At 52.0% G+C, this 25,922-nt stretch carries 27 protein-coding genes and 3 tRNA genes; 14 read left to right on the forward strand and 16 right to left on the reverse strand.

Annotated features, from left to right (window positions below):
* Positions 1-116 precede the first annotated feature (116 nt).
* Both OGX86_RS03325 and OGX86_RS03330 read left to right on the forward strand, forming a co-directional pair.
* A complete protein-coding gene (locus OGX86_RS03325) occupies positions 117-1,139 on the forward strand; it encodes a zinc-binding alcohol dehydrogenase family protein (RefSeq protein ID WP_128316515.1) in 1,023 nt (340 codons plus the stop codon).
* 13 nt (positions 1,140-1,152) lie between these two features.
* The gene (locus OGX86_RS03330) at positions 1,153-2,598 is read left to right on the forward strand and encodes a tagaturonate reductase (RefSeq protein WP_274659888.1); all 1,446 of its coding nucleotides are present in this window, start codon (positions 1,153-1,155) and stop codon (positions 2,596-2,598) included.
* Between the two features lie 105 nt (positions 2,599-2,703).
* Here OGX86_RS03330 and opgB read toward each other — a convergent pair whose 3' ends face one another.
* The 6 genes from opgB to OGX86_RS03360 all read right to left on the reverse strand — a co-directional run bounded on the left by opgB (position 2,704) and on the right by OGX86_RS03360 (position 8,432).
* Positions 2,704-4,995, reverse strand: a complete 2,292-nt coding sequence (gene opgB, locus OGX86_RS03335; protein WP_008786114.1) for a phosphatidylglycerol--membrane-oligosaccharide glycerophosphotransferase — start codon at positions 4,993-4,995, stop codon at positions 2,704-2,706.
* A 230-nt stretch (positions 4,996-5,225) separates the two neighbouring features.
* The gene (locus OGX86_RS03340) at positions 5,226-5,717 is read right to left on the reverse strand and encodes a YjjA family protein (protein WP_008786115.1); all 492 of its coding nucleotides are present in this window, start codon (positions 5,715-5,717) and stop codon (positions 5,226-5,228) included.
* 70 nt (positions 5,718-5,787) lie between these two features.
* A complete protein-coding gene (dnaC, locus tag OGX86_RS03345) occupies positions 5,788-6,525 on the reverse strand; it encodes a replicative helicase loader DnaC (protein WP_003019133.1) in 738 nt (245 codons plus the stop codon).
* 2 nt (positions 6,526-6,527) lie between these two features.
* Complete coding sequence (dnaT, locus tag OGX86_RS03350; RefSeq protein WP_003830011.1) at positions 6,528-7,067, reverse strand: primosomal protein DnaT; 540 nt, start codon at positions 7,065-7,067, stop codon at positions 6,528-6,530.
* A gap of 124 nt (positions 7,068-7,191) precedes the next feature.
* Positions 7,192-7,665 (reverse strand): threonine/serine exporter, encoded by a 474-nt coding sequence (locus OGX86_RS03355; RefSeq protein WP_048212787.1) that lies wholly within the window; start codon positions 7,663-7,665, stop codon positions 7,192-7,194.
* Positions 7,656-8,432 carry a threonine/serine exporter family protein gene (locus OGX86_RS03360; RefSeq protein WP_048227138.1) on the reverse strand — a complete coding sequence of 259 codons (777 nt, stop codon included), beginning with the start codon at positions 8,430-8,432 and terminating at the stop codon, positions 7,656-7,658. Before OGX86_RS03360 ends, OGX86_RS03355 begins: the two co-directional genes overlap by 10 nt.
* Before the next feature lie 463 nt (positions 8,433-8,895).
* On the opposite strand from OGX86_RS03360, the gene OGX86_RS03365 reads away from it, so the two are divergent.
* Positions 8,896-9,621 carry a helix-turn-helix transcriptional regulator gene (locus OGX86_RS03365; protein ID WP_048227137.1) on the forward strand — a complete coding sequence of 242 codons (726 nt, stop codon included), beginning with the start codon at positions 8,896-8,898 and terminating at the stop codon, positions 9,619-9,621.
* A complete protein-coding gene (gene bglJ, locus OGX86_RS03370) occupies positions 9,582-10,259 on the forward strand; it encodes a DNA-binding transcriptional activator BglJ (protein WP_048214999.1) in 678 nt (225 codons plus the stop codon). Before OGX86_RS03365 ends, bglJ begins: the two co-directional genes overlap by 40 nt.
* Positions 10,260-10,316: 57 nt before the next feature.
* Here bglJ and OGX86_RS03375 read toward each other — a convergent pair whose 3' ends face one another.
* Entirely contained in the window at positions 10,317-10,775 is a 459-nt protein-coding gene (locus OGX86_RS03375) for a YbaK/EbsC family protein (RefSeq protein WP_003830001.1), read from the reverse strand.
* 365 nt (positions 10,776-11,140) lie between these two features.
* Between OGX86_RS03375 and OGX86_RS03380 the strand changes: the two genes are divergently transcribed.
* Positions 11,141-12,484 (forward strand): PTS cellobiose transporter subunit IIC, encoded by a 1,344-nt coding sequence (locus tag OGX86_RS03380; RefSeq protein WP_003829998.1) that lies wholly within the window; start codon positions 11,141-11,143, stop codon positions 12,482-12,484.
* Between the two features lie 29 nt (positions 12,485-12,513).
* Here OGX86_RS03380 and fhuF read toward each other — a convergent pair whose 3' ends face one another.
* A complete protein-coding gene (fhuF, locus tag OGX86_RS03385) occupies positions 12,514-13,302 on the reverse strand; it encodes a siderophore-iron reductase FhuF (protein ID WP_128316512.1) in 789 nt (262 codons plus the stop codon).
* 108 nt (positions 13,303-13,410) lie between these two features.
* Positions 13,411-14,487 carry a GGDEF domain-containing protein gene (locus OGX86_RS03390; RefSeq protein ID WP_003829994.1) on the reverse strand — a complete coding sequence of 359 codons (1,077 nt, stop codon included), beginning with the start codon at positions 14,485-14,487 and terminating at the stop codon, positions 13,411-13,413.
* 255 nt (positions 14,488-14,742) lie between these two features.
* Here OGX86_RS03390 and OGX86_RS03395 point away from each other — a divergent pair, with 255 nt between their 5' ends.
* Positions 14,743-14,979, forward strand: a complete 237-nt coding sequence (locus OGX86_RS03395; protein ID WP_003019100.1) for a DUF1435 domain-containing protein — start codon at positions 14,743-14,745, stop codon at positions 14,977-14,979.
* A 39-nt stretch (positions 14,980-15,018) separates the two neighbouring features.
* On the opposite strand, the gene OGX86_RS03400 is transcribed toward OGX86_RS03395, so the two are convergent.
* The 4 genes from OGX86_RS03400 to rsmC all read right to left on the reverse strand — a co-directional run bounded on the left by OGX86_RS03400 (position 15,019) and on the right by rsmC (position 16,591).
* Positions 15,019-15,104: transfer RNA gene (locus OGX86_RS03400), tRNA-Leu, on the reverse strand.
* Positions 15,105-15,136: 32 nt separating this feature from the next.
* Positions 15,137-15,222: transfer RNA gene (locus tag OGX86_RS03405), tRNA-Leu, on the reverse strand.
* A 28-nt stretch (positions 15,223-15,250) separates the two neighbouring features.
* Positions 15,251-15,337 (reverse strand) — tRNA-Leu (locus OGX86_RS03410).
* A 222-nt stretch (positions 15,338-15,559) separates the two neighbouring features.
* A complete protein-coding gene (rsmC, locus tag OGX86_RS03415; protein WP_008786123.1) occupies positions 15,560-16,591 on the reverse strand; it encodes a 16S rRNA (guanine(1207)-N(2))-methyltransferase RsmC in 1,032 nt (343 codons plus the stop codon).
* 103 nt (positions 16,592-16,694) lie between these two features.
* Between rsmC and holD the strand changes: the two genes are divergently transcribed.
* The 8 genes from holD (at position 16,695) to OGX86_RS03455 (ending at position 23,082) form a co-directional block, all read left to right on the forward strand.
* The gene (gene holD / locus OGX86_RS03420; RefSeq protein ID WP_003829988.1) at positions 16,695-17,108 is read left to right on the forward strand and encodes a DNA polymerase III subunit psi; all 414 of its coding nucleotides are present in this window, start codon (positions 16,695-16,697) and stop codon (positions 17,106-17,108) included.
* On the forward strand, positions 17,077-17,523 hold the full coding sequence (gene rimI / locus OGX86_RS03425; RefSeq protein ID WP_003829985.1) for a ribosomal protein S18-alanine N-acetyltransferase: 447 nt from the start codon (positions 17,077-17,079) through the stop codon (positions 17,521-17,523). The genes holD and rimI overlap by 32 nt, the downstream gene beginning before the upstream one ends.
* A 14-nt stretch (positions 17,524-17,537) precedes the next feature.
* The gene (gene yjjG / locus OGX86_RS03430; RefSeq protein WP_008786125.1) at positions 17,538-18,218 is read left to right on the forward strand and encodes a pyrimidine 5'-nucleotidase; all 681 of its coding nucleotides are present in this window, start codon (positions 17,538-17,540) and stop codon (positions 18,216-18,218) included.
* Between the two features lie 92 nt (positions 18,219-18,310).
* Entirely contained in the window at positions 18,311-19,900 is a 1,590-nt protein-coding gene (gene prfC, locus OGX86_RS03435) for a peptide chain release factor 3 (protein WP_003829982.1), read from the forward strand.
* A 308-nt stretch (positions 19,901-20,208) separates the two neighbouring features.
* Positions 20,209-20,826 (forward strand): molecular chaperone OsmY, encoded by a 618-nt coding sequence (gene osmY / locus OGX86_RS03440; RefSeq protein WP_032942312.1) that lies wholly within the window; start codon positions 20,209-20,211, stop codon positions 20,824-20,826.
* Positions 20,827-20,953: 127 nt separating this feature from the next.
* Entirely contained in the window at positions 20,954-21,115 is a 162-nt protein-coding gene (locus OGX86_RS03445) for a DUF1328 domain-containing protein (protein ID WP_003019081.1), read from the forward strand.
* Positions 21,116-21,235: 120 nt separating this feature from the next.
* Positions 21,236-22,309 carry a patatin-like phospholipase family protein gene (locus tag OGX86_RS03450; protein ID WP_048214993.1) on the forward strand — a complete coding sequence of 358 codons (1,074 nt, stop codon included), beginning with the start codon at positions 21,236-21,238 and terminating at the stop codon, positions 22,307-22,309.
* A complete protein-coding gene (locus OGX86_RS03455; protein WP_048214992.1) occupies positions 22,306-23,082 on the forward strand; it encodes a metal-dependent hydrolase in 777 nt (258 codons plus the stop codon). Before OGX86_RS03450 ends, OGX86_RS03455 begins: the two co-directional genes overlap by 4 nt.
* On the opposite strand, the gene OGX86_RS03460 is transcribed toward OGX86_RS03455, so the two are convergent.
* The 3 genes from OGX86_RS03460 to OGX86_RS03470 all read right to left on the reverse strand — a co-directional run bounded on the left by OGX86_RS03460 (position 23,072) and on the right by OGX86_RS03470 (position 25,766).
* Positions 23,072-23,311: a hypothetical protein gene (locus OGX86_RS03460; protein ID WP_128316510.1), complete on the reverse strand. Its 240-nt coding sequence runs from the start codon at positions 23,309-23,311 to the stop codon at positions 23,072-23,074. The genes OGX86_RS03455 and OGX86_RS03460 overlap by 11 nt on opposite strands.
* 69 nt (positions 23,312-23,380) lie before the next feature.
* The gene (locus OGX86_RS03465) at positions 23,381-24,244 is read right to left on the reverse strand and encodes a YjjW family glycine radical enzyme activase (RefSeq protein WP_286639317.1); all 864 of its coding nucleotides are present in this window, start codon (positions 24,242-24,244) and stop codon (positions 23,381-23,383) included.
* Positions 24,216-25,766 carry a YjjI family glycine radical enzyme gene (locus OGX86_RS03470; RefSeq protein WP_128316509.1) on the reverse strand — a complete coding sequence of 517 codons (1,551 nt, stop codon included), beginning with the start codon at positions 25,764-25,766 and terminating at the stop codon, positions 24,216-24,218. The genes OGX86_RS03465 and OGX86_RS03470 overlap by 29 nt, the downstream gene beginning before the upstream one ends.
* Positions 25,767-25,922: the final 156 nt, after the last annotated feature.

Here is a 25,922-nt window from a genome sequence, read left to right on the forward strand (position 1 = left end):
AAAACCCGATTTAAAACATTTTTATGCGCTGGAATTCACAGATTGTGTTTCTGCTTTCTCCGTCTTTTTTATTTTCGTTGATATCTGAGGCAACAAAAAAACAGGAGAGCAGAATCATGTCTACGATGAATACGTTGATTTGCCAGGAACCTAAAAAATTAGTCTGGAAAGAGCGCGAAATACCTATTCCGGGTGAGGGTGAAGCATTAATTAAAATTAAGTCGGTAGGGATTTGTGGTACCGATATTCATGCCTGGGGTGGCAATCAACCTTTTTTCAGCTACCCGCGTGTATTAGGGCATGAAATATGTGGGGAAATTGTCGGTCTGGGTAAGAATATACAGAATCTGAAAAATGGTCAGCAGGTGGCGGTTATTCCTTACGTGGCCTGCCAGCAGTGTCCGGCATGCCTGAGCGGGCGCACCAACTGCTGCGAGAAGATTTCAGTGATTGGCGTGCACCAGGATGGCGGTTTCAGTGAATATCTGTCCGTTCCGGTGACCAACCTGCTGGATGCGCAGGGGATTGACCCGCAGGCGGCGGCGCTGATTGAGCCTTACGCTATCAGCGCTCATGCGGTACGCCGGGCGGCGGTGGCTCCGGGTGAGCAGGTGCTGGTGGTCGGCGCGGGTCCGATTGGTCTGGGGGCGGCAGCGATTGCCAAAGCCGATGGCGCACAGGTGGTGGTCGCCGATACCAGTCCAGCACGCCGGGAGCACGTGTCTTCCCGGTTGGGACTCCCGGTTATCGACCCATCCGCTGAAGATTTTGATACGCACCTGCGTGACCAGTTTGGCGGTTCGTTGGCGCAAAAGGTTATTGATGCCACGGGGAATCAGCATGCGATGAACAACACGGTGAATCTGATTCGTCATGGCGGCAGCATCGTTTTCGTTGGGCTGTTCAAAGGCGATTTGCAGTTCTCTGACCCTGAGTTCCACAAGAAAGAGACCACCATGATGGGCAGCCGCAACGCCACGCCGGAAGATTTCGCCAAAGTGGGCCGTTTGATGTCGGAAGGCAAACTTACCGCCGACATGATGCTCACGCACCGTTACGCGTTTGCCACACTGGCAGAAATCTACGAACGGGATGTGATTAACAACCGTGAGCTGATTAAAGGCGTGATCACGTTCTGAGAGGGGAAATGCGATGAAGACATTGAATCGACGTGATTTTCCGGGGGCCAGCTACCCAACGCGCGTGATCCAGTTTGGTGAAGGTAACTTCCTGCGGGCGTTTGTTGACTGGCAACTGGATATCCTCAACGAGCAAACCGATCTGAACGCTGGCGTGACCATCGTTCGCCCGATCAATACCGATTTTCCGCCGTCGCTGAATACCCAGGACGGGCTGTATACCACGCTGATACGCGGGCTTAACGAGCAGGGTGAGGCAGTGAGTGAGGCACGGCTTATCCGTTCGGTGAATAACGAAATCAACCCGTATCAGGATTTCGCGGCGTATCTGGCGCTGGCGCACAATGCGGACATCCGTTTTGTGTTTTCGAATACCACCGAAGCCGGAATTAGCTATCACGCAGCGGACCGTGTGGATGATGCGCCGCCGGTGAGTTTTCCGGCCAAGCTGACACGCCTGCTGCTGGAGCGTTTTAACCACTTTGCGGGCGCGGTGGATAAGGGCTGGGTAATTATCCCGTGCGAGCTTATCGACTATAACGGTGAGGCGCTCAAAACCCTGGTGCTGCGGTATGCGCAGGAGTGGCAACTTCCTCCGGCATTTGCCGACTGGGTGGAGACGGCAAACACGTTCTGTTCCACGCTGGTCGACCGTATTGTCACCGGCTATCCGCGCGAAGAAGCCGCTGCGCTGGAGGCTACGCTAGGCTATCACGATGCGTTTCTCGATACCGCGGAGCATTTTTACCTGTTTGTGATCCAGGGACCGCAATGGCTGGCAGAGGAGCTGAAGCTGGCGCAGTGTCCGCTGAATATCCGTGTGGTGAGTGATATCAAACCGTACAAAGAGCGCAAGGTCGCTATCCTCAATGGTGCGCATACGGCTCTGGTGCCGGTCGCGTGGCTGTGCGGGCTGGAGACCGTTGGCGAGGCGATGCAGGATGTTGATGTCCGCCGCTTTGTCGAGCGGGCGATTAGTGAGGAGATTATTCCGGTGTTGGATCTCCCGGCGGACGAATTGCGTGAATTTGCCGACGCGGTGAGCGGGCGTTTTCAGAACCCCTACATTCGCCACCAGTTGCTTTCCATTGCGCTTAATGGGATGACCAAATTCCGCACCCGAATTTTGCCGCAGCTGCTGGCGGGTCAGCACAATGGGCGCTGGCCCGTGCGGTTAACGTTTGCCCTCGCTGCGCTGCTGGCGTTTTATCGTGCAGAGCGCGACGGGGAACGCTATCCGATACAGGATGATGAACAGTGGGTAAGCCTGTATGCCAGCCTGTGGCCGCGAGTAGGCAATGATTTAACGCTGCGTGAACTGGTGGATGCCGTGCTTGGCGATGCGGCGCACTGGGGAGAGGATTTGACGTTGCTACCTGGCCTTGCCGGGCAGGTGACGGCCAATCTGGAGATGATTCTGGTACAGGGTATGCGCCAGACGGTGAACGGTCTGGAATAAGGTTGCCATGCAGCGCCCGGTGTGGTGTTGGGCGCTGTTTTTTTTCAGACAATACATTCGGTTCACGATAGGCCTGATAAGCAAAGCGCTATCAGGCCTTTCATGTTACGAACCCTGAGCCACTACTTTGATTTCAACCATCCCGATCCCCAGCTTACGCGGTGAGTGACCGAGAATATTGCCCTCGTTGGTGGCGACCGGATCGGGTGGAACAATTACCAGCGTATCGGCATCCGCCGGGTTATCAAAATGTAAGGTGGTGGTGCTGACATCATGGCCTAACACCAGCGTCTGCTCCTCGTTGCCAACGCGCACGGGGATCGGACGATTGGCATTGTCACCGAAGGCTTTCGCGGTAATGACCAGATCGAATTTCTTCGGTAGCGGGGCTTTGTACTCAATAGTTACTTCTTCGCTGAGCTGCGCATTGGACCAGCGTCCCCAGGATTCGGGGCGTGAAATGCCGCTAAACTGTTTGACCTCTTCCGGCGCGCCCGCCACGTTGAAAACGAAGCTATCTGCTTTGTAGCGAATGTCGTTATCGACAATTTTCAGCGTATCGACGTTACCTTTATAGCGCTCCATGTCGATTACCGTGTCTTTAAATACGGTTTTACTTTTCCACTTGGCTTTATCGACGTGCTGTACGATTTGCTGTCCGCCCAGCTGCCCCTGTGATACGCACCAATCGGTAGAGAGTGCCAGCTCCGGCGCCCACAGTTGCGCCATTTTGTAGCAGCGATCGACCCAGACGAAGTTATCGCGTGGGGCGAAATCTGCCAGTTGGAAGCGCAGCGGGGCCGAGTATTCGCTTTCCGGCAGCGGCTCGACGCGTTTGTCCGATACTCGCAGCAGCAGCGGCAGGCGGAAATGACTGCCGGAGAAAGAGATCATATTTTTGTCCTGGTCGACGGTGAACTCTTTCATCTCTTTCGGGAAATTCCACAGGCGAATGATATCGGGCTTCCACGCCAGCATTTTTTCTTTGATGTTCAGGAACACTTCCGAGACGGATTCGCTCGACAAGCTGCTGCGGCCAAGGCCGATAAAGTTATCGCCGCCGAGAATATCCAGTACCGTTGCGCCGTTATCCATCGTGTTACGCTTTACCGCCAGCGTGTCCTGTTGCGGTTGATCGCCGCGCAGTACGAAGAACAGGTTGTTGCGGTCCTGCTTGTTCAGATACTTCCATGCGGTGTTGTTCATCGCCAGATGATCGGAAGACACCACGATAACGGTATCTTTAAACCACGGCGATGCTTTGATTTTATTGATAAATTCGGCAATGTTTTCCTGGCTGCAGCTGACCGCGCTGAACGATTGGTTGGCCTTCCCGTCGATGTCATAACGTTTACGGTTGCAGCTACGGGAGATAAATCCATCCGGATGATGGGTATCCACGGTCAGGGTAAACAGTGAAAAACGCTGGCCCGAGCGCGAAAGCTCTTCGAATTTTTTCCACGCTTCGTCCAGCACGGTATCGTCGTAGAAGCCCCAGTCGTTACGATAGGTCGGGTCCGCCACCACGCTTTTTAACTCTTCCGCACCATACAGATGGTCAAAGCCGTGAGATTTCAGGAACACGTCTTTGCCAGCAAAGCGCAGGTTGGCACCCTGCACAAAGTAGTTCTGATAGCCGGAGTTTTTCAGGATATCGCCCAGACAAATATTGTTAGGGAAGAAACTTGAAACCGACGCAGAGGCGTTGCCTTCAAACGGCGCAAACAGCGGAATTCCGCACTGGGAGGCGACCATGCCCGCGATGGTGTAATCCGTACCCGGCAGCTGCATGGTGTTGCTGAAATCCAGACCTTCGTTTTTCAACGCGCCGAGTTCCGGGGTCAGATCCGGGAATGCGTCGTTATTAAAATAGGTGCGTTCGAGGCTCTCACCGTAGATATACACCAGGTTCAGCTTCGGATTGGGAATGGTTTTCGATGGCTCTTTATAATACGTCGGGAAATCCGGATCGCCATCGCGTGACTGCGACTTCACCAGTTCGGTTATCTGATGAAATGCCGGGCTGGCGTCAACGGAGGCCAGCGCCAGCAGCAGGGCCAGCAGACTGTAACCCACATGATGTGGATGATGGCGACGGCGGCGTAGGATCCAGCCGAGAGCGACAAAAACGGTCGTCAGCGCCAGCGCGATCCCAACGCCCGGCAGAATATATTTGCCGATACCCGCGCCGGTCAGGCTGTTGGTCAGCGTATAGAGAACCGCGTCATTGATCCCGTCGCCGGTGAAATAGTCACTGGCATAAAGCGTGATATTCAAGACAATAAAAATCCCCAGCACCGTTAACGTGGCGGCAAACCACCAGGTGTTGCGACCCGCTTTCCAGGCATAAATCAGCACTGAAGCGAGAAACAGAGTGATGGAGATTAATTCTGACAACGGTCGATCCTCAGTAAACCGGGCAATTGCCTGGCAGGCTAATCATTTGGTGAGAGAACAATGTAATAGCGTTGTTACATTGCTGCAATTGTAGTGACATTAAATTACGTTGTTATTCAGAATTGGTTTAGATATGCGCGTTTTTGTGGGGAAAGACTGTTTATTTGGAATGTGAATGTATTGTCGAAAATAAATAGATGCCGCGCAGGTTATACGCGGCATGTCGTGCGTCAGGAAATGAAGTTCATGCCCTGTTTTAACACCAGATCGCAGGCCTTGGTTTTTACCTGCTTCGCCAGCGAGCTGTTGCCAATTGTGTTCAGGTCCAGCTGTTGACCATCTTTGGCGTTGAGCAGCCCCTGAATCCCGTCCATATAGTTGGTGTCTTGCTTCTGCTCAGGCGCGCTGAGTCCCAGTTTATCCAGCACCTGGTTTTTGACGTTTTGCGCGTCGGTGACCGAGGCCAGTTTCTGTTTAGCGCAATATTCCAGGATCCCGGCGGCGTTATTCATGCTGCTGGAGGTCAACGACTGATTGCTGCCATTCAGCAGGCTGGTCAGGGAAGAGAGCGACGAGCTGCTTTGCGAGCCGGAGCTTTGTTTGCTCAGCTCACTGGCCGCGCTGGAGAGCGAATCCTGCCAGGAGGCGGCGAAAACGCTGGTGGAGATGAGCGTGCTGGCGGCAAGCGCACAGCACAGCAGACGTTTGGTAGTTTTCATCATTATATGCAACTCGTGTTATGCCTTTTCAGCGCAGTATAGCGCTGGCAGTCTTAGGAGTGGTCCTAATACCTTAATACTCTTTCCCGGTTACCCGACTACGGTAGCTTTCCCAGTTAAAAATGACCCACAGACTGTTGCCAAGGCGCATACGATCCATCACGCGCTCACCCAGCAGCTTGTTCATTTCATCCATATTGCTGTTAGTTAACATGCCGGTCGGACGTTTTGAGGATGAACGGCGATCGACGATCTGATTAATGATCACTTTTTCATAGCGGGATTCGGTCTGCATGCCGATCTCGTCGATCACCAGCAGATCCACATTGCTCAGATCGTTGAGCAGCTGTTCTTCGCTGGTTTCACGATTACTGAACGTTTCTTTCATCGCCGACATGATATCGGCCACGGTAATGATCAATACCGACTTGCCGCGCAGTAGCAGTTCGTTGCAGATGGCGGCGGCTAAATGGTTTTTGCCGGTGCCGGGTTTGCCGGAGAAGATAAAGCTGGCGATGTTGCCGTCAAACTCTTCAACATACTGGCGGGCTTTGCTCAGGGCGTTCATCTGACCTTCGCACTCTACCCGATAGTTTTCGAACGAACAGTTCTGATGCAGCGGACGGATACCGGAACGGTTGAATGTGCGCTGCATTTTCATAGCCCGGTTTTCGCGGGCCAGCGCTGCGGCACGAATTTCACCTTGCTCTTTTTGCCATGCCAGCAGTTCTTCGCCCGTTTTAAATGCGGGCTCGACATTAGGTGGCATCATTTTTTGCAGACGTTTCATCAGGTCGCCAACGTTTTTCATCGTTATCCTCTAAAACCCGGTGGAATGTGGCTGTCAGGTTCACTGACGCTGTTCACATCGCGCTTTGGCATTCCGCCATTGCTGGCCCGTCCAATCTGAATGCTGCGCGCCAGTTTTTGCTGCCACTGAATATGGTGAAAGACTTTTCCTTCAGCCTGCCAGTAGGCAACAAATGAGGCCAGCTCTTCAGCAGTAACCGGCTCTCTCAACGCTACACCCCATAAAGCAGCCTGACGCTGAAAGTCGGCATCAGGCTGCCAGGCAGCGTACATCGCAAATTTCCCCATTGGTACGGCAACGGGAGCGGCTTGCGGCTCTTCATAAAATTGATCATCTAATGTCACATCGCTTCCCGGGCGTGACAGTTTCTCCTCAAGCGCCAACAGCTCAGCCAGTCTCGCAGGCGTCACCGCGTAAAAAGCTGGCGCATTGTTAGCGAATACGGCTACGGCGCCACCCGCAGACCTGGCCAGCACGGCGTGGTGATCGTGTAGTAAGGCGTCAATGCTCGTGACGTCCGGCGTCAAAATTTTGCAGGGCATAATGTTTCTCAATACTGAACAACAACCGAGAAGGGGACTGCTTTTATAGTAACACAGAGAAGAAGGAGAGCAGCAGGTGAGGGGGAGATTCCCCTCTCTGCAAGGTATTAAAGAAAGTGCACCGTCAAACGCGTGGGCGTTTGCGATACAGCCATAATCCTGGCACGGATAGCCCGATGGAGAGCGCGCCGACAATCGATGAGGCTTTCAGGAAATTGGTCAGCAGGGTGATCATCAGCGCTTCGCTGTAGCCAAAATGACCGATTTTTACCGCCGAGATCATGGCGGTGTAGGCGGAGATCCCAGGGAACATCGGGATCACTGCCGCAACGGTAAAGACTTTCGGATGCGCCAGATACCAACGCGACCACTGGATCCCAATGCAGCCGACCAGCAGCGACGCCATAAAGGTTGACCATTCAATATTAAACCCTGCGGTCATCATCACCATTCGTGAGCCGTGACCGAGTGCGCCGAGTAATGCACACCAGGGGAGCGCCCGATGAGGGACATTGAATACCATGGCAAAGCCAAGCGCCGGGATCGCCGACAGGATCATGTCCTGCATCAGCGCCAGTATGAAATCGATCACGCCCATCCGCGCAGCCCCCATAAGGTCATCGATACGATCACGCCAATACAGGTCGCCAACGTAAGCAGACTGGCAATTGCCCAGCGAGCGAGCCCGGTATTAATGTGTCCCTTAAACATATCCGCGACGGAGTTGATCAACGGAAAGCCCGGAACCAGCAACAGCACGCTGGCGGCCATCGCGATAGTTGGAGTATTGCTAAAGGTCGGCAACGTCAGCAGCAAACCTGAAATGGTGGTCGCCACAAAGGCGGTGATGCAAAAATTGATTTGTGGGTGCAAATGCCGAGACGCCAGAATCTGGCGGATATACATCGCCACCATGCTGGCGAAAAAGGTGATCACCGCACCATCCCATCCGCCGTTATTGAGTTTACAAAAGCAGGCGCAGGACAAACCGACCATAAAGGCGACCAACCATCTTGGATAGCGTAGCGGCTTAATCTGGCTAAAGCGTTTCTCTACTCCTTTAATATCCAGCAGTTTATGTTCCGCCAAAATGACAATGTGCTGCACTTCCGTCACGACGTGCATATTAATGCCGCGATCCTGATTTTTTCTCGTTGATGTCAGGCATTGCCCGTCTTTAATGGTGGTCAGGACGATAGCGTTAGAGGAGATGGCGCTTTCTACGCTATCCATGCCAAGTGCCAGCCCGAGGCGGGTGGATAACTCGTCAACCAGAGCGCTTTCTGCCCCATGCTGAAGTAAAAAAAGTCCGCATTGAATACATAACCGTGTAACCGTTCGCTGTGACGACTGCTCTGTTTGCATGGCTCGCTCTGACTGAAAAGGATCTCTTTGAGTGACGAATATCTTCTTTTTATCATGAAGCATGAGCACGCTGGCTCTGGCTAAGATCAATCTTTATGTCGAAAAAAGACGCAGATGATACAGTTATGGCATCTTAACTCCCCCGCTAGTTAAGGTACGAGGGGGAGACATGTTTGAAATGTAGCGTTATTTTCCCGTATGGCAAATACGTAAGCCATGCTAACGATCTATTGTAGTTATTTTAATTGTACAAATAATGTATTCATGCGCAATTATGTAATAATAGCTTGCCAGTTTTGCATTATTTGGATTGTAGTACCAATACTTTTATTTTAGAAAATACCAAGGATAAGCAATTCACCCCGTTTATTGTTCGGAGTATTTTCCCGTGAATTAATAGCTATTAATTTTATTGGGAAATTTGAATTAAGTACGATTACGGACTGGTGAGTGTGGAGGGGATATGTTGCCAGGACGCTGCAAAAACGCAATTATTATTAGTAAATCACCGATTATACAAACCGGACTTAAAGGTGTAATGCAGGCGCAGTTCGCCGATTACGAACTTACCTACTGTCGTTCTGTTGAAGAACTGACGTTATTACAGCTACGGTGTGCTGATTTGGTGATTGCTGATTTAACCGGAGACTGCAATTATCCTCGTTCAGTCTGCGAACAATATTATTCTTTATTATCTCAATATCGTGATATTCACTGGGTATTTCTCGTATCTCGTATTTTTTATCCTCTGGCTGTTGAACTACTGATGTGTCCTGTCAGTTCGCTGCTCTCTGACGCAGAGCCGATTGAAAGTTTAGTGAATGTCATTCACGCGGGAAATACACGCGCAGAGAGAATAAGCAAGGCGCTGCTCTCTCCGCCCGCTATGCCACAATTGTTAGATCATAGCGTACGATCTATCGTTCTCACTCTCTCTGAAAGGAAAGTATTGCGCCTCCTTGGGAAAGGCTGGGGAATCAACCAGATTGCGACGCTACTGAAGAAAAGCAATAAAACAATCAGCGCCCAAAAGAATAGCGCTATGCGTCGCTTGTCGATAAATAGCAATGCAGAAATGTATGCCTGGATAAATAGTTCTCAAGGATCGCGAGAACTTAATTTACCTTCAGTTTATGGAGAAACCACGGAATGGAAAGCAGAATCATCAAAAGAAACGTTGCACTGGTAGAAAAGTGCACGATGAGCAGCGTGGGTATTAAGAGTTTATTTAATACCATGCCGGATGACCAATATAAACTTCATCTCTTTTCAAACCAGCCCGCTTTTAGCCAGGCAATGTTAAAGATGTCGTTTTCGGCAGTTATTTTTTCCCTCTCTGCAATCAGAACCGATCGTAGGGCAGGGTTGGCCTATTTAACGGAGCTGGCGATAAATTATCCGCGGATTCGCCGTGTGGTGATTGCCGATGATGATGCTGAAGCGCGTTTAATTGGTTCCCTGTCCCCCTTGCCGTTAGATGGCGTTGTGAGTAAAGCTTCTTCGTTAACGGTGTTGCAGGACGCGTTATTTACGGCGTTAAGCAGCCCTGGTCGGGGAACCGAAGGCACGAAAAACCATTGGTATATTAATCAAAGCCGTATGCTCAGTCCGACAGAACGAGAAATACTGCGCTTTATGTCGAATGGCTATTCGATGCCACAGATTGCTGTTCAGCTTGAACGGAACATCAAAACCATTCGGGCACACAAATTTAATGTGATGTCCAAACTGGGGGTCAGCTCGGATGCCGGGTTATTGGATGCCGCTGACATCCTGTTGTATCTGCGTGCTGGCGAGCCAGCGCCTTTTATGCAGGCGGTTTCGTGACGGGCAACATTGACGTGTTTCTTGCCGGGTTTGGTCGCAGGTTTAGCGCGTGAAACATTACTGACACACGTCAACCCAGGTGGCAGAAGTCAGTTCAGCCATCCTTTCAGGCGTGATGCGAACTGCGCTGTGGATGGCACCTGCGGCAGGCAGCACTTCAGCGTAGTGCTTCAGAGAAACATCACAGTACACTGATATCGGTGTTTCTAATCCGAAGGGGCAAACGCCGCCAACGGGGTGCCCCGTCGCGTTCACGACCTCATCACTACTTAACATTCGGGCTTTGGCACCGAACGTACTCTTTAGCTTTTTATTATCCAGTCGGGCATCGCCTTTTGCCACGACCAGGATGATATCGTTCTTCACCTTTAGCGAAAGTGTTTTCGCTATTTGGCCAGGTTCAACGTTATGGGCTTTTGCTGCCAGATCAACGGTTGCTGTGCTCTGGTTTAATTCGATGATCTCGATATCTGGTGCATGTTGCGCCAGGAATTGGCGTACTGATTGCAAACTCATTCTTCTCTCCCTATCGCTTACAGATAGCCCTGCACAGCAGAAAACTGCAGGATGTAATTTGTCATAGGGGCAACCACACTGTAAATATTTTATTGTAACAACATAGCAACATTGGCAGTTTTTCGATCGTCTTCACAATCAAAGAAACCGGTTACAGTAACCGGTTGCAGAATGCTGAAATGACGATTAATACTGAAGTTGTCACTTCCTCTGTATCACATAATAAGAGCCATCTATGAAACTTAACTCGAAAAGCGGTAGTGCTGTTGTTCCTCCCGGCACGGTTGCGAAAAGTAGTAATGGGCTTTACGTGGTGGTGTTGATTCCAGCACGGTTGCAGGGTTTTGCACAACGGGAGAACGGCTATGTCTACTAACCATGCTGTGTTTAACGTGATTTTCCGCTTTGTTGAAAATTACGTCAGCCCTGTTGCCGGGCGCATCTCTTCACAACGACATGTAATGGCCATTCGCGACGGTTTTATTTCGGCGATGCCTTTTATGATTGTAGGCTCTTTTCTGCTGGTTTTTGCCTATCCGCCGTTTTCTCCGGATACCACCTGGGGATTCGCCCGCGCGTGGCTGGATCTGGCAAAACAGTTTGAAGGCCAAATCCTCACACCGTTTGATATGACGATGGGGATTATGTCGGTCTACATATGTGCGGCTATTGCTTATAACCTGGGTAAGCACTATGTGAAGTCGCATCAGTTAGATCCGTTTATGTGTGCGATGCTATCAATCATGGCTTTTTTGCTGATTGCCGCGCCAAAAACCAAAGGCACAATGCCAGTTGATAGTCTGGGAGGAACGGGGATTTTCACCGCCATCCTGGTGGCCATTTACTGTGTTGAAATGATGCGCTTCCTGAAGGCGCACAACATCGGCATCCGTTTACCCGATCAGGTGCCGCCGATGATCAAAAACTCTTTCGATCTGCTGATCCCGGTGCTGGTGGTAGTACTGACGCTGTACCCGCTGAGTCTGGTGATACAGTCGCAGTTTGACATGCTGATCCCGCAGGCCATTATGGCCATCTTTAAACCACTGGTGTCGGCTGCAGATTCTCTGCCGGCGATACTTCTGGCGGTATTGATTGGCCATCTATTGTGGTTTGCGGGTATTCACGGCGCGGCAATTGTGTCGGGAATGCTGCAAATGTTCTGGCTAACTAATCTTGGGATGAACCAGTCGGCGCTGGCGCAGGGCGCGCCGTTACCGCATATCTTTATGGAAGCGTTCTGGACGTTCTTTATTGTGGTCGGAGGGTCAGGCGCAACGATGGGGTTGGTGATTTGCTATCTGCGTAGTCGTTCGGCTCATCTACGCTCGATTGGGCGTCTGAGCGTAGTCCCCAGCATTTTTAATATTAACGAACCGGTGATTTTTGGTACGCCGATTGTCATGAACCCGGTGTTTTTTATCCCTTTCCTGCTGGCCCCAATGGTGAATGCGGTACTGGCCTGGGCGGCGATGAAACTGGATTTAATTGGGCGGGTCATTTCAGTGGTTCCCTGGACCGCACCGGCACCGGTTGGCGCGGCATGGGCATTAGGCTGGGATTATCGTGCAGCTATCCTGGTGGTGCTGTTGGCGCTGGTGTCGGCCGTTATCTACTTCCCGTTCTTTAAGGTCTACGAAAAGCAGCTATTGGCGCAGGAAAAAGAAGAGGCGCAGCGTATGGAAGAGGAAAACCAGCAGGTTGCATAACTATCTGGCGAGGGGCTACGGCTCCTCGCTTACTTCAGCGTGCAGTCTCCGCATTGCTGAACGTCAGGCAGGCGATAGCGTTGGCAGCAGGTTCTGCGTACTAACAGCCCCTCACGCGGAACAACGGTTCGCCACAGAGGGTTATCCTGACCGCAGGAGAGTTGTTTCTCAAAAAAGCAGGTCTGGCGCAGCGTGGTCAGCAGTTCCTCACCTAGCAACGGCTTCATTTCCGTTAAATACCAGTGAATTAAATATCCGGTGTTGCTCCAGATAAGCTTCGCGTTGATCTCGCCCGTCGCTTCCAGCGCCTGCACAACCGGCGTCAGCGCTGAGAGAATCAGCGTTTCCATGCGTTGTTGAGGAGACAGGGCTGTAGCCTGGTGATCCTGATGGACGTCGATCCAGAAGCAGGCCGCACGGCCTGTTTCGTGAAACTCTACGCGCATATGTTCAGGAGAGACGTCGATAGCCTCTTTTTGCGTCAGTAGGGCCACCATTAACGGAGGCATCATCAGGCCGATATACCATTGCGCCCAAAGAGAAATCAGGGGCTTATTTTCGCGGGGTAGCGTGGGCTGGTTGCGATAGATATGGTCTGAATAAACGGCCAGCAGCGAGCTAAGCGTCGCCGGTTGCATCCATTCATGCAGCGTCATTGCACCTGGCACAGGCGTTTCGTCAAGACGAATGAAGTCCAGCAGGTGCTCGCGAGTTTTGGCTATCGTTGCGTGTACGGCAGCAGCCAGCGAGGGCATCTCTGAGGGGAGATGGCTACGCCAGATGACATCTTCAACGATCGGTGCGGAACGATAAGCCATGTCGATATAAGGATGTTAATCTTAATGATAATGATTGCTAATCCTATAATTGACATTGAGCGATGGCAAGATCTTTGTCGCCATCCCGAGCGGCAGCGCACAGAAAGCTCAGGTAGAGGGGCAGTTTACCCGCAGCTCATCGCTGACCAGGGTATTGTTACGCCCAAGATTCTTGGCCTCGTAAAGGGCTTTATCCGCTTTGGCGATAGCAGCATCAATATCCTGTTCTACCAGAGGTGCAATGCCGATACTGACGGTTACGTTGGTTGCCACGCTCTCATTAAACATGTGAGGGATTTTAAGGTCGTACACTTTCTGGCGGATACGTTCGGCGGCAGCCTGGGCCTGCTGTGGATCGACCGCGGTCAGCAAAATCATAAACTCTTCACCGCCAAAACGCGCCACCACGTCCCGGGAGCGTACGGAGTCTCGGATGGCGGCAGAAACACGGATCAACGCCTGGTCGCCCATCATATGTCCGTAATGATCGTTATAGGATTTGAAATGGTCGATATCCAGCAGCAGAACGAAGTGCCTCGAATTACTCAGAGCCAACAGTGTATCGAGCCGGTGTTGCAGCCCCCGGCGATTATACAAACCGGTTAGCGGGTCGAGCATGCTGAGCCCGTTCAGGGTTTCCCTTTCCTCCAGCAGTTTGTACATCAGTTGCTGAGCGAATCCATCGTAGCGCTTTTGTATCACATGCTGGATGGCGATACCGGCCATAGGCAGCGCCATAAAATAGAAAATCCGCAAACCATGTTCGCTGCCGTTAAGCCATAAACAAACGGCGACGGAGGGGAGTGAGTGGAGCGTAAACGCGATGATATTATTGGCAAAAGCGATAGAGCCAATAAACAGTACGCTGAGCAGCGCTATTAACAGGAAATAATAATCATTCTGACCTAGAGCGTTATATTTCAAGAATATATGTAACGCCCATAACAAGCCAAAAACGATTGAAATAAAAGGGAGATTAATTCTTTTATCCGCGTATTTCCCATGCCATACCAGCAGCAGTGTACTCATCACCAGCATCAGCAACGCCGGTACTGATAAGGCTTTGACCGCAAACAGTGGGAAAAAAAGCGTAAACAGCGCGGAGACTGCGTTGAGCAGTAGAAACAGTCGTAAAGAGAGTTGGTATTTTTTTGTGCGCAGAGTTCGCCAGGATTGTACTGTCATAGGTAAATATTGTTAGTTATCTGCAATGTACGAAGGTGTATTGGTAAATAAAACAAATAACGAACGGGGTATCATTCGCAGAGGTTTTTATTGTTTTTAGTTGAAGAGCTAACCGGTGAGCAATTTATCACCTTGGATTATTCATGTCATCAATCGTTAAGTAAAACTCATATAATTGATAGTGCTTCATGGCTGACAAATGAGAAATTTTATCATATGATATTGGTTATCATTATCAATGTCATAGGTGAAATCATGTTGCAACGTACGCTGGGCAGTGGATGGGGTGTTCTGCTGCCGGGAATGCTGATTGCCGGGATGGCATATAGCGACCTGTCGGTCTACGTATGGAAGGTGATGATTGTATTAGGATTACTGCTGACTTCGCTCATGCTGTACCACAAACGTTTACGTCACTTTGTTTTGTTACCTTCATGCGCGGCACTGATTGGTGGCATTGTTTTGGTAATGATGAACTGGAATCAGGGATGAACAAAACAGAGAAGGAAATCGAGAGGGAAATAAGATAATTGGTGCGAGGGGGGGGACTCGAACCCCCACATCCTAAGGACACTAACACCTGAAGCTAGCGCGTCTACCAATTCCGCCACCTTCGCACAGTCATCTTATTTTTTTGATATCGCCTCGTTGGTGCGAGGGGGGGGACTCGAACCCCCACATCCTAAGGACACTAACACCTGAAGCTAGCGCGTCTACCAATTCCGCCACCTTCGCCCAGTGCGAGCAATATCAACGTGGATTATGGTGCGAGGGGGGGGACTTGAACCCCCACGTCCGAAAGGACACTAACACCTGAAGCTAGCGCGTCTACCAATTCCGCCACCTTCGCATACCATCGACACTCAAAAAGTATCGTTACCACGGGGGCGAATTCTAGAGATTTTATGCAGGGCGTCAACAGTTAATTTTCGAACTTAACGTGATTGCCGAAAAAAAAGGCGTTTCTTCGGTTTTTGGCGTTTTATGCAGGCCGGATAAGCGATAGCGCCATCCGGCGTTGCTCGGTGTCACGCCGGATGGCGGCGTAAACGCCTTATCTGGCCTGGAGCAGTTAGGCTTTTTTCGCCTGGCGCGTCATCACAGTGCGATAGACCTTGAAACGTCCGGTCTGCGCGATAACTTCATGGAAGCCAAACACTTCATCCAGAACCTTCGGATAAGGCAGGAAGGCGTTCGCCACAATACGCAGTTCACCACCGCTGTTGAGATGACGCACTGCGCCACGAATCAGCGTTTGTGCGGCATCAAGGCTGGTCTGCATACCGTCGTGGAACGGCGGGTTGGAGATGATCATATCAAAACGACCCGTCACGTCAGAAAAGACGTTACTGGCGATGACGTCACCTTCAATGCCGTTGGCTGCAAGCGTTGCGCGGCTGGCTTCAACGGCGGCGGCGCTAACATCGCACAGGGTTAAACGCACTTTCGGCGAGTGGCTGGCTAAGGCGACGGAGAGAACGCCTGCGCCACAGCCGACATCCAGCACTTTTCCTTTGGTGTGCGGCGTCAGCGTGGAGAGCAGCAGTTGGCTGCCAACATCCAGACCGTCACGGCTGAAGACGCCCGGCAGCGTTTTGATGGTCAGATTTTCTGTCTGGTATTCATCCCAGTATTTTTCTGCATCAAAGACCGGCTGTTTTTCCAGACGACCGTGGTACAGGCCACAGCGACGTGCACTGTCGACTTTGTTTAACGGTGCGTATTCGGCAAGCATCTGCTCTGCGCTACGTACGCCGCTGCGATTCTCGCCGACAACAAAAATATCGGTGCCCACCGGTAACAGCGACAGAATGTTCATCAACTGGAACTGGGCTTCCGGCTTATTCTTCGGCCAGTAGTAGATCAGCGTATCGCTATCGGCAACGTCATCGGCCTGCGCGACGAGGCTGAAGCGGACGTTGTCGCCCATCTGGCGGTTAAGCACCTGCCAGTGGTGAAGTTGCTGGGTGTGCGCACGGCTGGCGGCGCTTTCAAAATGGGCAGGCAGGTCATCCTGCAAATCACCGGCAAACAGAATACGGCTTTGTTCGAAATCATCACTGTGGCGCAGCAAGACTTCACTTGCCGGGGTAAAAGCAGACATGGAATGCTCCTTAAATTGTACAGCGGGGGATTATAGTTGTTTGATGGCACGGATTCGACAAATTTGCTATATTTGCGCCCCTGATAGACAGGAGTGTTTCGCTATGACATCCCGACGAGACTGGCAGTTACAGCAACTGGGCATTACGCAGTGGTCGTTGCGTCGTCCTGGCGCACTGCAGGGCGAGATCGCGATTTCCATTCCTGCGCATGTCCGTTTGGTGATGGTTGCTGCACAGTTACCCGCGCTAACCGAACCGTTGATCAGCGATATTTTACGCGCATTAACCGTTAGCCCGGATCAGGTTTTACAACTGACGCCTGACCGTGTCGCCATGCTGCCGCAAGGCAGTCGCTGTAATAGCTGGCGGCTGGGAACCGAAGAGCCGCTGCTGCTGGAGGGCGCTCAGGTCGAGAGTCCTGCGTTTAATGAATTACGGGAAAACCCAGCGGCACGCGCCGCGTTATGGCAACAAATCTGCGCATATGAACACGATTTCTTCCCTCGAGCCGACTGATTTACCCGCAGCATTTCAGATTGAAAAACGCGCCCACGCTTTTCCGTGGAGTGAAAAAACATTTGCCAGCAACCAGGGCGATCGCTACCTCAATTTTCAGTTGAGGGTTGACGACGTGATGGCCGCCTTTGCAATTACGCAGGTCGTACTGGATGAAGCGACGTTGTTCAATATCGCCGTCGATCCTGACTTTCAGCGCCGGGGCCTGGGACGTGAGCTGCTGGAGCATCTGATCGATGAGCTGGAAAAGCGTGGTATTTTGACCCTGTGGCTTGAAGTGCGCGCCTCGAATGCGGCCGCTATCGCGCTGTACGAAAGCTTAGGCTTTAACGAGGCGACGATCCGTCGCAACTACTATCCAACGGCCGATGGACACGAAGACGCCATCATCATGGCGTTGCCAATCAGCATGTAAGATAAGGTGTAATGATGAAGAAGTGGGACTGGATTTTCTTTGATGCCGACGAAACGCTGTTTACGTTTGACTCGTTTACCGGCTTACAGCGGATGTTTCTCGACTATAGCATTACCTTTACCGCTGAAGATTTTCAGGACTACCAGGCCGTGAATAAACCGCTGTGGGTGGATTACCAAAACGGCGCGATTACCTCATTACAACTGCAGCATGCCCGTTTTCAGAGCTGGGCCGAACGCCTGAAGGTTGAACCGGGCCAGCTTAATGACGCATTCATCAATGCGATGGCGGAGATCTGCTCACCGTTGCCGGGGGCAGTTTCTCTGCTCAATGCGATTCGTGATAAAACGAAAATCGGCATCATTACTAACGGTTTTACCGCGTTGCAGCAAATCCGCCTTGAGCGGACGGGGCTGCGCGACTATTTCGACCTGCTGGTGATTTCTGAGCAGGTTGGGGTGGCAAAACCCGACCCCCGTATTTTTGACCATGCGCTGGAGCAGGCGGGTAATCCGGACCGTTCTCGCGTGCTGATGGTGGGTGACACCGCAGAGTCCGATATTCTTGGCGGCATTAACGCCGGGCTATCCACCTGCTGGCTAAATACGCACCACCGCGAGCAGCCAGCGGGCATTCAGCCGACCTGGACCGTAGCGTCATTAAGCGAACTGGAGCAGCTCCTGTGTAAACACTGATTGCCTCCCCCCCGTTGATGGGTAAAATAGCCGCAATTTTTCGTATTCAACTTGCCCGGCCCGTTGCCGTGCTTACCTAAGAAGATTTGACTATGACGTTGTCTCCTTATTTGCAAGAGGTGGCCAAACGCCGCACTTTTGCCATTATTTCTCACCCGGATGCCGGTAAAACGACAATTACTGAAAAGGTACTGTTATTCGGACAGGCCATTCAGACCGCCGGTACGGTGAAAGGCCGTGGCTCCAGCCAGCATGCAAAATCTGACTGGATGGAAATGGAAAAGCAGCGTGGTATCTCCATTACCACCTCTGTGATGCAGTTTCCGTATCATGACTGCCTGGTGAACCTGCTGGACACCCCGGGGCACGAAGACTTCTCCGAAGATACCTATCGTACTCTGACGGCGGTGGACTGCTGCCTGATGGTTATCGATGCTGCAAAAGGCGTCGAAGATCGTACCCGTAAGCTGATGGAAGTTACCCGTCTGCGCGATACGCCGATCCTGACCTTTATGAACAAACTCGACCGTGACATCCGCGATCCGATGGAGCTGCTGGATGAAGTCGAGAACGAACTGAAAATCGGCTGTGCGCCAATCACCTGGCCGATTGGCTGCGGTAAGTTGTTCAAAGGTGTCTATCACCTTTATAAAGATGAAACTTACCTGTATCAGACCGGTAAAGGCCACACCATTCAGGAAGTGCGTGTTGTTAAAGGTCTGAACAACCCGGAACTTGATGCTGCCGTGGGTGAAGACCTGGCGCAGCAGTTGCGTGACGAGCTGGAGCTGGTGCAGGGCGCGTCCAACGAGTTCGACCATGAGCTGTTCCTCGCGGGCGAAATCACCCCGGTCTTCTTCGGTACCGCGCTGGGTAACTTCGGCGTTGACCATATGCTGGACGGCCTGGTGGAGTGGGCGCCTGCGCCGATGCCGCGTAAAACCGACACCCGCGTCGTCGAAGCCTCAGAAGAGAAGTTCACCGGTTTCGTGTTTAAAATTCAGGCCAACATGGACCCGAAACACCGTGACCGCGTGGCGTTCATGCGTGTGGTATCCGGCAAGTATGAGAAAGGCATGAAAATGCGCCAGGTGCGCATTGGTAAAGACGTGGTGATCTCCGACGCACTCACCTTTATGGCCGGTGACCGTTCTCATGTGGAAGAAGCGTATCCGGGCGATATTCTCGGTCTGCATAACCACGGCACTATCCAGATCGGCGATACCTTTACCCAGGGCGAAATGATGAAGTTCACCGGTATTCCGAACTTCGCACCGGAGCTGTTCCGTCGTATTCGCCTGAAGGATCCATTGAAGCAGAAACAGCTGCTGAAAGGGCTGGTTCAGTTGTCAGAAGAGGGCGCAGTGCAGGTATTCCGTCCGATCGCCAATAACGATTTGATCGTGGGCGCTGTCGGTGTGCTGCAGTTTGACGTGGTGGTTTCACGTCTGAAGAGCGAGTACAACGTTGAAGCGATTTATGAATCTGTCAACGTAGCGACTGCGCGCTGGGTAGAATGTTCTGACGTGAAGAAATTCGAAGAATTTAAGCGTAAGAACGAAATTCAGCTGGCGCTGGATGGCGGCGATAACCTCACCTATATCGCACCAACCATGGTTAACCTGAATCTCACCCAGGAACGTTACCCGGACGTTCAGTTCCGTAAAACACGCGAACACTAATCGACCTTCCAGGGCACGGTATCCGCCGTGTCCTGCAACTTTTCCTGTCTTTTAAATCCCTTGCGGAATGTTCTTAAAACCTCGCGTTTTTCTTTTGTTTGCCTGTTTTTTAATCAATTCTGACTGCGATCACGAAATCGTGAACTATATTTAACAATGTGATGACATAAATATCGGCGTTTAATGCTTTTTAGGCTGCCTGTTGCAGCGTCTATTGCTGATATTTATTCCACTTACAAGATTAGTTGCTGGCTCAAGCCGTTTAACGGCAGAGCATAGCGTTTGGCAAAACATACAGGAATACATCGATGACAATGACAGGACTTAAGATTTCTAAAACGCTGCTGGCCGTGATGCTGACCTCCGCTGTTGCAACGGGTTCTGCTTATGCAGAAAACGCCACGATGGATAAAGCGCAATCCGGCGTCGAAAGTGCGGGGCAGAAAGTCGATAGCTCTATGAACAAAGTCGGTAATTTCATGGATGACAGCACCATCACCGCGAAAGTAAAAGCCGCGCTGGTGGACCACGAAAGCATTAAGAGCACCGATATTTCCGTCAAAACAGATCAAAAGGTGGTGACACTAAGCGGGTTTGTTGAAAGCCAGGCACAGGCCGAAGAAGCGGTGAAAGTGGCGAAAGGCGTTGAGGGCGTGACCTCCGTTAGCGACAAACTGCATGTGCGTGATAGTAAAGACACCTCCGTTAAAGGCTATGCGGGCGATACGGCAATCACCAGTGAGGTAAAAGCCAAGCTGCTGGCCGATGATATCGTCCCTTCCCGCAAGGTGAAAGTTGAGACCACCGAGGGCGTAGTGCAACTTTCAGGCACCGTCGATTCACAGGCTCAAAGCGATCGTGCTGAGAGCATCGCCAAAGCGATTGATGGCGTGAAAAGCGTCAAAAACGATCTCAAAACTCAGTAATTAGACTTAATTCGTCCTCCTGACGTTTGTCGGGAGGCGTGTTGTGCACCACACTAAAAATATCGCCGATGAGCAGCCTGAGCGCTCATAACAAGCGGTGACATTAACTATGGTAAAGGAGAAGCGCATGTTTCGATGGGGCATCATATTTCTGGTTATCGCGTTAATTGCCGCCGCACTGGGTTTTGGTGGACTGGCTGGTACCGCTGCAGGCGCAGCGAAAATTGTTTTCGTGGTGGGGATCATTCTGTTTCTGGTCAGCCTGTTTACAGGGCGTAAACGACCCTAGTAAGTAAACCGTAAAGATAACTTGCTACCAAGCCAGTCCAGTGGACTGGCTTTTACGGTTTTAGCGTCAGGCAATTTGCGTTACTTTGTTGTTCTATTACAAAACAACAGGAAGGCAGAGGTGGGGCAGAGAATACCCGTCACGCTCGGTAATATTGCGCCGTTATCGTTACGTCCATTTCAACCAGGCAGTGTGGCGCTGGTGTGCGAGGGCGGGGGACAAAGAGGCATTTTCACCGCCGGCGTACTGGATGAATTCATGCGTGCGCAGTTCAATCCCTTCGATCTCTACTATGGGACGTCCGCCGGTGCGCAAAACCTTTCAGCCTATCTGTGTAACCAGCCTGGTTATGGCCGTAAAGTCATTATGCGTTACACCACCCGCCGTGAGTTTTTTGACCCGGTACGCTTTGTGCGCGGGGGAAACTTAATCGATCTCGACTGGCTCGTGGATTCGACCGCATCCCAGATGCCGCTGGCGATGGATAACGCCGAGCGTTTGTTTGCCGCAGGGAAAGCGTTTTATATGTGCGCCTGTCGGGGCGATGATTACACGCCCGGCTATTTTTCGCCGAACCGGCAAAACTGGCTCGACCTCATTCGAGCCTCCAGCGCGATTCCCGGGTTCTACCGCACAGGGGTTGTATTGGACGGCGTGAACTATCTGGATGGAGGAGTTAGTGATGCCATACCTGTGCAGGAGGCAGCGAAGCAGGGGGCAAAAACGTTGGTAGTGATTCGCACTGTGCCTTCGCAAATGTACTACACCCCGCAGTGGTTCAAACGTATGGAGCGCTGGTTGGGTGAAAGTAGCCTGCAACCGTTTCTGAATCTGGTGCAGCATCATGAGACCAGCTATCGTGCTATCCAGAGTTTTATTGAGAAGCCGCCGGGCAAGCTGCGTATTTTTGAGATCTATCCGCCAAAACCACTCCATAGCATGGCGTTGGGCAGCCGTATTCCGGCGCTGCGGGAAGATTACAAAACCGGACGCCTGTGCGGTCGTTACTTTCTGGCGACAGTCGGCAAGCTGCTGGCGAAAAATGCGCCGCTGCCTCGTCAGACGCCGAAGATTGTGGTGCCGGGGCCGGTGGTAGTTCCTCCCGCGCCGGTGGCCAACGATGCCCATGTGCCAGTGGTGACCAATGCGCCTCAGGCGAACGACACGACGTTTGATAATGAGGATTTGGCGTGAGTTATCGTTTTATCGATACGCATTGTCACTTTGATTTCCCGCCGTTTACCGGAGATGAATCTGCCAGCATTCAGCGCGCGGTGGAGGTTGGTGTACAGAGCATTATCGTTCCGGCCACCCAGGCGGCGAATTTTCCCCGCGTACTGGCGTTAGCGGAAAATTATCCTCCATTGTTTGCCGCGCTTGGTCTGCATCCCATTGTTATCGAACAACATAGCGATGACTGCCTGGACCAGTTGCAACAGGAGCTGGATAAGCGCCCACAAAAGCTGGTGGCGCTAGGCGAGATTGGATTGGATCTGTATCGGGACGATCCGCAATTCGATAAGCAAGAGCGGGTGCTGGAAGCGCAGCTAAAGCTGGCGAAGCGGTATGAATTGCCGGTGATCCTGCATTCGCGGCGTACCCATGACAAGCTGGCGATGCACCTGAAACGTCATACTTTGCCACGAACTGGCGTGGTGCATGGTTTTTCCGGGAGCGTGCAGCAGGCAGAGCGCTTTGTGCAACTGGGATACAAAATTGGCGTGGGAGGCACCATTACCTATCCGCGCGCCAGTAAAACCCGCGAGGTAATAGCGCAACTGCCGCTGGAATCGCTGTTGCTGGAAACCGACGCGCCGGATATGCCGCTCAACGGCTTTCAGGGGCAGCCCAATCGCCCGGAGCAGGTAGTCAGAGTCTTTGACGTCTTATGCGAACTGCGCCCGGAACCTGCGGACGTGATCGCTGACGCGCTGTATCGTAATACCACGGCGTTGTTTAACATGTGATTGGATGGCGTACCCAGCCGACAAAAGTGTGTGCTTCGTAGGCCTGATAAGCAAAGCGCATCAGGCATATTTTTGCCGGATGGCGGCTGCGCCTTATCCGGCCTACAAAAGTATGCGCTCCGTAGGCCTGATAAGCGAAGCGCATCAGGCATATTTTTGCCGGATGGCGGCTGTGCCTTATCCGGCCTACAAAAGTATGCGCTTCGTAGGCCTGATAAGCGAAGCGCATCAGGCATAACTTCGTCGGATGGCTGCTGTGTTTTCTCCGGCCTGCAAATGATGTAGCCGCATCCGGCAATCACAGGTACAGCGCCGGGAAGATCAAATTATCCACCCCGCGCTCGCGCAATCTTTGCGCCAGGTGTTCCACATCCTTCGGCGTGGCACTCGGCCAGTCCTTCGCTTCGCCATACACCCCGTGCGCATGAAAGGCATTCAGCCGTACCGGTACGTCACCGGTGCGTTTGATAAACGTCGCCAGCGCATCGATATGCTGTAGATAATCTTCCTGACCAGGAATAACCAGCAGGCGGAGTTCCGCCAGTTTTCTCTGCCCGGAAAAAAAGGTAATACTTTGTTTAATCAGCGTGTTATCGCGGCCGGTAAGCTGCCGATGACACGTGCTGTCCCAGGCTTTTAAATCCAGCATTACGCCGTCGCACACCGGCAGCAGCTTCTGCCAGCCGGTTTCGCTCAGCATGCCGTTGCTGTCGACCATGCAGGTCAGGTGTTGCAACTGCGGATCGGTTTTTATCGCGGTAAATAGCGCCACAATAAAGGGGAGCTGGGTAGTCGCTTCACCGCCACTAACGGTTATCCCTTCGATAAACAGTGACGCTTTACGAATATGTTGCAGCACTTCATCAACGCTCATACTCTGCGCCATCGGCGTGGCCTGCTGGGGGCACATATGCAGGCAGGTGTCACACTGCTGACACACATCGGACTGCCACCACACTTTCCCCGCGCTCAGGTTCAGCGCCTCATGCGGGCAATGCAGCACACACTCCCCGCAGTCGTTGCAGCGTCCCATCGTCCACGGATTGTGGCAATTTTTACAGCGCAGATTACATCCTTGCAGAAACAGAGCCAGACGACTGCCCGGTCCATCGACGCAGGAGAAAGGAATCAGCCTACTGACTAAAGCGCATCTGCTGTTCATGGCTAATCACGCGAGGTTGTCGTTCCAGAATGCGCGTATTGCGCGCGGCTTCTTCGCCAAGCCAGGTGGTGTTGGTTCGTGACCCTTCGGCGCGATACTTTTCCAGATCCGACAGGCGCACCATATAACCCGTAACGCGAACCAGATCGTTGCCGCTCACGTTGGCGGTAAACTCGCGCATTCCGGCTTTAAACGCCCCGTGGCACAACTGTACCAGCGCCTGAGGATTACGCTTGATGGTTTCATCCAGAGTGAGAATGTCGCTGATCCCGGCGTGATAAAACGCGTGATGTGGCGCGACGGTTTGCAGATGGGTGATCGGGTCCGGCTCATCGCCGTAAGGCAGGCGTGCTCCTGGCGTGGTGCCGATGTCAGAACTGATGCCCGACTGTGCATGCAGCATCGCGCGCTGCTTCCAGCCATATTTCACCGGGGTGTTTTCGACAAACTCCGCCAGGTAGGCGCTAATACGATAGCCGAGCTGATTGGCGAACTCATCTTTCCCATAGCGCGCATTCTGTCCCGACTTATCGCACAGCAGGTTAACCGCCTCCGCCAGACCATACATCCCGAACATAGGCACAAAACGTTCGGGATCAATCAACCCTTCCTGCACGAGGAAGCTATTCTCAAAGAAATGTGATTTCTCATAGAGGAATTCACATCGTGAATCAATGATGGCGATTTGCTGCTGGCAGTAGTGCGGTAGGGTGCGCGTAAAGAAGTCATCGACAGAGGTGCTGCGCTCTGCGATGGCTTTCAGATTAAGCCTGACCAGCGTGCTTCCACCCCCGGCGAGCGGCAAAGAGTTGTAGCAGCTGACGACACCGTACTGACCTTTTGTGAAAATTTTATCATTTTCAGGGCCGTTGGAAATATGCGGCTTACTGCACTCGCAGATATTTTGCGCCACGTTGAGCAGCAGATCGTCAGGTGTGATTTGCGGGTCATAAATGAATGTCAGATTAGGCGAGACCTGCTTTAACTCTGCATCTGCGCGTAAAATTGCACGAGTAACTGGTGTATCGGCGGGGCCGATATTGGCATGCATAAACGCGTCTGGCAGGGTTCTGTCGAGATAACGCCAGAAACGTTTTATTCGAATATCGATCTCGTCTTGTGTTAGAATTCTAACATACGGTTGCAGCAGGGCATCGAGCTGACCGAGATAAACCGGCATAGACGTCACTGACGGAACATGGTGGTAAAGAATAGTGAGTAAGGATAACGCGTCATCAAGATCCCTGGCGCCTTCCAGCTCCAGCCACGATGAGCCATTGGCCAGAAAACGCGCGTAATCGGGTAAAACATAGCGCGGTTTGAACGGGGCATGACCTTCGTACATATCGCAGATTACCCCATCATCCAGCGCCTGACGTGCCTGTGCAGGCAGTTGCGGGTAAGGCAGCGCGTTTTCAGCTTCCAGCGCCAGAAAGTGGCGTTTCTGCTCAGGGCTGAGCACTGGGCTGGTCACGATTTGTTGGCAACGCTGTTGCAGCGCGAGTTCGCTTGAAGTGGGCATCGTTGATTCCTTTTTATCCCGAAGGTGTAACGCCATTGTAGAAAGCAACGCCGCCGCAACCTTTGATCCGGATGCGCCTGATGCCACCGCATCCCTTTAGAAAAGGTGATTTATTTGAAGTAGATCTCATTAGAGTAATGCAAATCTGTATGTGGT

The organism is Citrobacter sp. Cpo040 (genome assembly GCF_030332915.1).
GTDB lineage: Bacteria > Pseudomonadota > Gammaproteobacteria > Enterobacterales > Enterobacteriaceae > Citrobacter > Citrobacter portucalensis.